Origin of the sequence: Actinoplanes sp. NPDC051633 (assembly GCF_040681735.1) — a bacterium.
Classification (GTDB): domain Bacteria; phylum Actinomycetota; class Actinomycetes; order Mycobacteriales; family Micromonosporaceae; genus Actinoplanes.
The window spans coordinates 1-6,403 of the sequence record NZ_JBFAZH010000382.1; the positions used below are offsets into that span (position 1 = coordinate 1).

4 protein-coding genes and 2 pseudogenes are annotated in these 6,403 nt (G+C 70.6%); 5 read left to right on the forward strand and 1 reads right to left on the reverse strand.

Features of this window, described 5'->3' with window-relative positions:
- Window positions 1-1,293 (reverse strand): annotated as a pseudogene (locus AB0M20_RS21240) (hypothetical protein); the annotation flags it as partial.
- Window positions 1,294-1,699: 406 nt separating this feature from the next.
- On the opposite strand from AB0M20_RS21240, the gene pdhA reads away from it, so the two are divergent.
- The 5 genes and pseudogenes from pdhA to AB0M20_RS21265 all read left to right on the forward strand — a co-directional run.
- On the forward strand, window positions 1,700-2,839 hold the full coding sequence (gene pdhA / locus AB0M20_RS21245; protein ID WP_364300596.1) for a pyruvate dehydrogenase (acetyl-transferring) E1 component subunit alpha: 1,140 nt from the start codon (window positions 1,700-1,702) through the stop codon (window positions 2,837-2,839).
- Window positions 2,836-3,819 carry an alpha-ketoacid dehydrogenase subunit beta gene (locus AB0M20_RS21250; protein ID WP_364300602.1) on the forward strand — a complete coding sequence of 328 codons (984 nt, stop codon included), beginning with the start codon at window positions 2,836-2,838 and terminating at the stop codon, window positions 3,817-3,819. The genes pdhA and AB0M20_RS21250 overlap by 4 nt, the downstream gene beginning before the upstream one ends.
- A 5-nt stretch (window positions 3,820-3,824) precedes the next feature.
- On the forward strand, window positions 3,825-5,285 hold the full coding sequence (locus AB0M20_RS21255) for a 2-oxo acid dehydrogenase subunit E2 (RefSeq protein WP_364300598.1): 1,461 nt from the start codon (window positions 3,825-3,827) through the stop codon (window positions 5,283-5,285).
- 123 nt (window positions 5,286-5,408) lie between these two features.
- Entirely contained in the window at window positions 5,409-5,549 is a 141-nt protein-coding gene (locus AB0M20_RS21260) for a hypothetical protein (RefSeq protein ID WP_364300600.1), read from the forward strand.
- Window positions 5,550-5,911: 362 nt separating this feature from the next.
- Window positions 5,912-6,403, forward strand: a pseudogene (locus AB0M20_RS21265) (hypothetical protein); the annotation flags it as partial.

A 6,403-nucleotide genomic window follows, 5' to 3' on the forward strand; every position in this document is an offset into this window, starting at 1 on the left:
GTCCATCCGGGAGTCGGCGGCGTTGTGGTGACGGCGGCTGTTGTGGGTCCGCTCGGCGGTGCGGGCGGGACGGACGTTGTGCGGGCGCTCGGCCACGGATGACCTCCGGCTGGGTTCGGACCGGTCGGACGACCGGTTGCTGACGATGGAACGCACGAGTTTCGACAACTTCTTCGCGCTCTTCGAAGAACGCTCGGTGCGCCCTTCGTAACGGGGGCGGTCGTGCGAGCGCTCCCGGACGGTGCGGTTCACGCCGTGGCGGCCGGTGGCCGGCACGTGGACGGTGACGGCCCGCTTGCGGCCCTCGCGGTGGTGGGACCAGTGGGCGCGGTGAGCTGCGTCGTCGGCCTGCTTGTGCCGCGTCCAGTCGGGGCGGTGGTGGTGCGAGGGCCGGCTGGCGCCTCGGCCGGGGTCCTGGCACGGCAGCTGGCCGGGACGCAGCGGCTTGCGCGGTCGCTCGGGCCCGCCAGGTCGATCGGAGTCGCCGGGCTCCCCGGGCTTGCCGGGCTCGGCGGGCTCACCGGGCTCACCGGGCTCACGGGGCTCGACGGGCTCACCGGGCTTGCTGGGCTGACCGGGCTGACCGGGCTGGCCGGGTTCACCGGGCTTGGCCGGCTCGGCGGGCTCCTTCGGCGGGGAAGGCTTGGTGCCGCCGGGGCGGGCGCCGGGTGAGGACGGCTTGCTGCCGGGCAGCCAACCCCACTCCCGGTCCGGCGCCTTCACGCCGGAGTCGCCGCCGGACGACCCGCCACCGGACGGGCCGCTACCCGACGAGCCGCTACCCGACGACCCATTGCCCGACGACCCGTTGCTTGAAGAGCCAGACCCGGACGAGCCGCCGTTCGAAGAACCCGACGAGCCGCTGGGGGCGGCGGGGCGGGAGCGGCGGTCGGGGTCGCTCTGCGCGTACCCTGGCCTGGATTTTTGTCTTTGGGCCTGGCCCTTCGGCTTCGAGGGCGAGGGGACCGATGCTGAGGGCGACGACGGGGCGGACGACGGCGGCGGGAGGGCTGTTGCGGGCGGGCCCGACGGCGTGGGGCTCACCGGACCCGAGGACGGCAACGGCAGGAACGGCACGTCCATCGCGCCCGTGGTGCCGTCCTCCAGTTCGTTCGAGCCGGCGGTGATCGCCGCCAGCGTCGGCAGCGACGCCAAGCCGACCAGCATCGCCACGATCAGCACATATCGCCGCGTCGGCCCGCGGAAGCCGTCTGCCCGGTATACGCCGTTCACCCGCTTGCGGAGCACCTTGATCGGCGGCACCAGCCCGTCGTCGCTCGGCTCCCCCTGCACCTTCAACACCCCCGCATAAAGATCAACATGGATCTGTCCAGCTACGGGGAGAACGACGGGCGGGGGCGGAGGCAGCGGCGATCATCGACGGTTCGCGCAGAAGGCAGAGGCCAAACCAGTGCCTACCCGGACAAAAGGGCGAACGCGTGTAACCGGAGAATTTCCTTAGTGTGATCGACCCGACCTGTAATGGGGCTCACGTTCTCTGTCAGGATGGGGGCGACGGCAGCGCCGCCGTCGCGTCGCCGCATCCGGGGCGCGCGGGGTGTGCGGCCGTCACTCCCGGGCGGAGGTCACGACCTCCGCCGACCGGCGCCGCGCTGAGCCTCACCAGGTCACGCGTGGCCAACAGGAGAAGCGGACGGGCCACCCCCGCCGTGGGCACGAGATGAAGCAGGGAGACACGATGGCGAACGGCGACAGCGAGGCCGGGACAGACGCCCCGGCGGGCGGTTTCGTCCAGCTACTGACCCCCGACGGGGAACGCATCGACAGCGTGACCAGCGACGACGGCATCACCTACCGCGTCGACTTCACGGATGACGAGTACCGCGGGCTCTACCACGACCTGGTCACGGTGCGCCGGCTCGACGCCGAGGCGACCGCCCTGCAGCGGCAGGGTGAGCTGGGCATCTGGGCGAGCCTGCTGGGTCAGGAGGCGGCGCAGGTCGGCTCCGGCCGGGCGATGCGACCGCAGGACATGGCCTTCCCGACCTACCGCGAGCACGGCGTCCTCTACACCCGCGGGATCGACCCGATCATGCCGTTCGGCCTGTTCCGCGGCGTCGACCAGGGCGGCTGGGACCCGAACGAGTTCAAGTTCAACACGTACACGATCGTGATCGGCTCGCAGACGTTGCACGCGACCGGCTATGCCATGGGCATCACGATGGACGGCAAGACCGGCAACGCGGACGGCGAGGCCGTGATCGCCTACTTCGGCGACGGCGCGACCAGCCAGGGCGATGTGAACGAGGCGTTCGTCTGGTCCGGCGTCTTCCACGCGCCGATCGTGTTCTTCTGCCAGAACAACCAGTACGCGATCTCCGAGCCCCTCGAGCGCCAGACGCGCATCCCGCTCTACCGCCGCGCGCTGGGCTACGGCTTCCCCGGCGTACGCATCGACGGCAACGACGTGCTGGCCACGTTCGCGGTCACCCGGGCCGCGCTCGACCACGCCCGCAACGGCCAGGGCCCGACGCTGATCGAGGCCTACACCTACCGGATGGGCGCGCACACCAGTTCCGACGACCCGACCCGCTACCGCATCGCCAGCGAGGTGGAGTCGTGGAAGGCGAAGGACCCGATCCTGCGGCTGCGGACGTTTCTCGTGAAACAGGGCCTGGCCGACGAGGACTGGTTCGGCGAGGTCGACGAGTCCGCCAAGACGCTGGCTCTCGACCTGCGGGAACGCGTCCTGGCGATGCCCGACCCCGAGCCGGTCACGATGTTCGACAACGTCTACCCGAACGGCTCACCCGAGGTGGACGCGCAGCGCGCCGAGTTCGAGCGCTACCAGGCGACGTTCGAGGGGAGTGACCACTGATGGCCGAGACCATCTCCTTGGGCAAGGCCCTCAACCACGGCCTGCGCCGCTCCCTCGAGGGCGACGACAAGGTCATCATCATGGGCGAGGACGTCGGCAAGCTCGGCGGCGTCTTCCGGATCACCGACGGCCTGCAGAAGGACTTCGGCGAGGACCGCGTGATCGACACGCCGCTCGCCGAGTCGGGCATCATCGGCACCGCGATCGGCCTGGCCATCCGCGGGTACCGCCCGGTCTGCGAGATCCAGTTCGACGGGTTCGTGTTCCCGGCGTTCAACCAGATCGTGGCCCAGGTGTCCAAGATGTACTACCGGTCGCTGGGCAACGTGCGGCTGCCGATCGTCATCCGGATCCCGTTCGGCGGCGGCATCGGCGCGGTCGAGCACCACTCCGAGTCGCCCGAGGCACTCTTCGCGCACACGCCCGGCCTCAAGGTCGTGAGCTGCTCGAACCCGGTGGACGCCTTCCACATGATCCAGCAGTCGATCGACTCCGACGACCCGATCGTGTTCTTCGAGCCCAAGCGGCGGTACTGGGAGAAGGCCGCGGTCGACCTGGACGGCAGCCCGGATACCCCGCTGCACGTCAGCCGGGTGGTGCGCGAGGGCACGGACGCCACCGTCGTCGCGTACGGGCCGATGGTCCGCACGGCGCTCGACGCGGCGGCGGCGGCCACCGAGGACGGCCGGCAGCTCGAGGTCATCGACCTGCGTACCCTCTCGCCCCTCGATCTTGATCCGGTCTTCGCATCGGTGCGCAAGACCGGGCGCTGCATCGTGGTGCACGAGGCGCCGGGCAACCTGGGCCTCGGCTCGGAGGTCGCGGCCCGGGTCAGCGAGCAGTGCTTCTACTCCCTCGAGTCGCCGGTGCTGCGGGTGACGGGCTTCGACATCCCCTACCCGGCGGCACGCGTCGAGGAGGAGTACCTCCCGGATCTCGACCGGATCCTCGACGCCGTCGACCGATCGTTCGGGTGGTGAGGCCGATGTCCCGCATCAAGGAGTTCAACCTGCCCGACCTCGGCGAGGGCCTGACCGAGGGCGAGATCCTGTCGTGGCTGGTCAAGGTCGGCGACGTGATCGAGCTGAACCAGCCCATCGTCGAGGTGGAGACGGCCAAGGCCGCGGTCGAGATCCCGGCGAAGTGGGGCGGCCGGATCGCGGCGATCCACGTCGAGGCCGGCACGACGGTCGAGGTGGGCAAGCCGATCGTCTCGATCGACACGCAGCCGGACGCCGGCGACTTGCCCGAGCCGTCCGCGGAGTCGCTCTCCGCGGTCGAGATCGCCCCCGAGGAGGGCGCGATCGAGCCCGGCATGATCGGTGGTCCGGCTCCGGGCGGCCGCACGGCCGTGCTGGTGGGTTACGGCCCGAAAACCACAACGGCGAAGAGACGACCCCGCACGGGTACGAGCACAGCGTCCACAACCGCAGCAGCGGAGACGCCGCCTCAGCCGGAGGTCCGCCCAGCGGCCGCTCCGCTGGAGCCTCAGGTCCCGGCAGGTCCGCCCGTCGCCACACTGCCGGCGGCCGACGGAGACTCGCAGGCTCGCGTCCTGGCCAAGCCGCCGGTCCGCAAGCTGGCCCGCGACATGGGCATCGACCTGCTCACCATCACCGGAACCGGCCCGGCCGGATCGGTGACGCGTGAGGACGTACACCAGGCGGCTCTTGCTCGTGAGACGACCGCCGCTCCGGCCGCACCCGGCCCCGTGCCGACGGCGGCCGCGGTCTTCGACGCCTCTCGTGAGCAGCGGATCGCCGTCAAGGGTGTGCGGAAGCTCACCGCGGAGAACATGGTGGCCTCGGCCTTCACCGCGCCGCACGTCACCGAGTTCCTGACGGTCGACGTGACCAGATCGATGAAGGCGTTGGACCGTCTCAAGAGGCGACCCGAGTTCGCCGACCTGCGGATCTCCCCCCTGCTCCTGGTCGCGAAGGCGGCGCTGCTCGCGATCCGGCGGCATCCAATGGTCAACTCGACCTGGTCCGGCGACACCGGCGAGATCGTCGTGAAGGAGTACGTGAACCTGGGCATCGCCGCGGCGACCGAGCGCGGGCTGATCGTGCCGAACGTCAAGGACGCCGGGCGGCTCACCCTCCGCGAGCTCGCCGAGGCGCTGAACGGCCTGGTGCAGGTGGCCAAGTCCGGCCGGACACCACCGTCCGACATGGCCGGCGGCACCTTCTCGATCACCAACGTGGGCGTCTTCGGGGTCGACACCGGCACGCCGATCCTGCCGCCCGGCGAGTCGGCGATCCTGGCCTTCGGTGCGATCAAGCCCACACCGTGGGTGCACAAGGGCAAAATCAAGATCCGCCAGGTCACCACGCTCGGGCTTTCCTTCGATCACCGGATCGTCGACGGCGAGCTGGGCTCGAAGTTCCTGCGCGACATCGGCCGCTTCCTCGAAGATCCGGAAGAGGCCCTGCTCGCCTGGACATAAAGCAAACGGTTTTCCCAGCCTTTGATTCTTAGGCGGGTGTGGCAGCTCACCCCCTAATTGTTTGGCAGGCTCCTTGCCGGTGCGCCACACTTGGGGTGCACCGGCAACTAGGAGTTGAGCAAAATGAGCAAGATGATCGACCGCATCCGTCACCGCCACAACGTCGCCCGCCAGAACCGCGCGATCGACCGCGCTGTGCAGGCCGCGCCGACCCAGTCCATGCGCGACGAGATTGCGATCCTCGCTCAGCGCTGGACCCGCTGACCATTCGCACCCTCCCCAGAGGCTGCCCTGCGCAATACCCAAGGGCAGCACCACGGCCCGTCCGGCTCACCGCCGGGCGGGCCGTTCCCATCTGTCCGGGATTGTCATGAGTCTCACGACGCCTATGGGCGTACTCCGGAGTTCCGAGCGGCCGCAACGCCCGGTACGGTTGGGTCCGGTCATCATCCGGGCGGTCACCCGGCCGGGGTAGTGACCGGGGCCGGCGCCCTCTTCCCCAGGGGCCGGCGGTCCCGAAAGGTCAGGCCGGTCGGTCCCTTTTCTCACGGGCCGAGAGCACGGACGGCGACATCGCCGTGGTCGTGCAAAGCTGTCTGGCCGAAGGGCGACTGAGGAGGCGGTTTATGACGTCCGAGGGGCAGCACGCCGGTGGGCAACCGGCAGAGGCCACGTCGGGCGGAGGTCCCGGCGGTGGCGACGGCTTCCCGCCGGATTCCGACAGCGGACGCGAGCCGAGCTCGTACGCTCCGCCACCAAAGGCAACTCCCAACGGCGGCTCGCCGTTCGTGGTCCCCGCGGTCCCGCAGGCCGGACGGCCCTTCGCGGAGCCGCCGGCGAATCGGTACGGCATTCCCACCGCCGAGCCGCAGCGCCCCACCGGCCCGGAGTCGGTCTGGGCGCCCCCGCCGACGGCGCCGTCCACTTCGTCCGGATCGGACGGCGATCACCCTTACCACGGCTTCGCAGCCGGTTCGCCCACCCGCGGCCAGGCCGGCGCCCCGGAGCAGCCGAGTGAGCGGCCGCCCGGCGTCTCCGCCTTCGGCGACCAGCGGGTCCGCGTGCCCGGTGCGACGCTGACCGACCTTCCCGACGGCGCACAGCCTTCCGCCCCGCCG

Excerpts from the sequence above, each read along its gene's own strand:
- AB0M20_RS21260 (WP_364300600.1), top strand. The coding sequence starts at position 5,409 with ATGAGCAAGATGATCGACCGCATCCGTCACCGCCACAACGTCGCCCGC.
- pdhA (WP_364300596.1), top strand. The coding sequence starts at position 1,700 with ATGGCGAACGGCGACAGCGAGGCCGGGACAGACGCCCCGGCGGGCGGT.
- AB0M20_RS21255 (WP_364300598.1), top strand. The coding sequence starts at position 3,825 with ATGTCCCGCATCAAGGAGTTCAACCTGCCCGACCTCGGCGAGGGCCTG.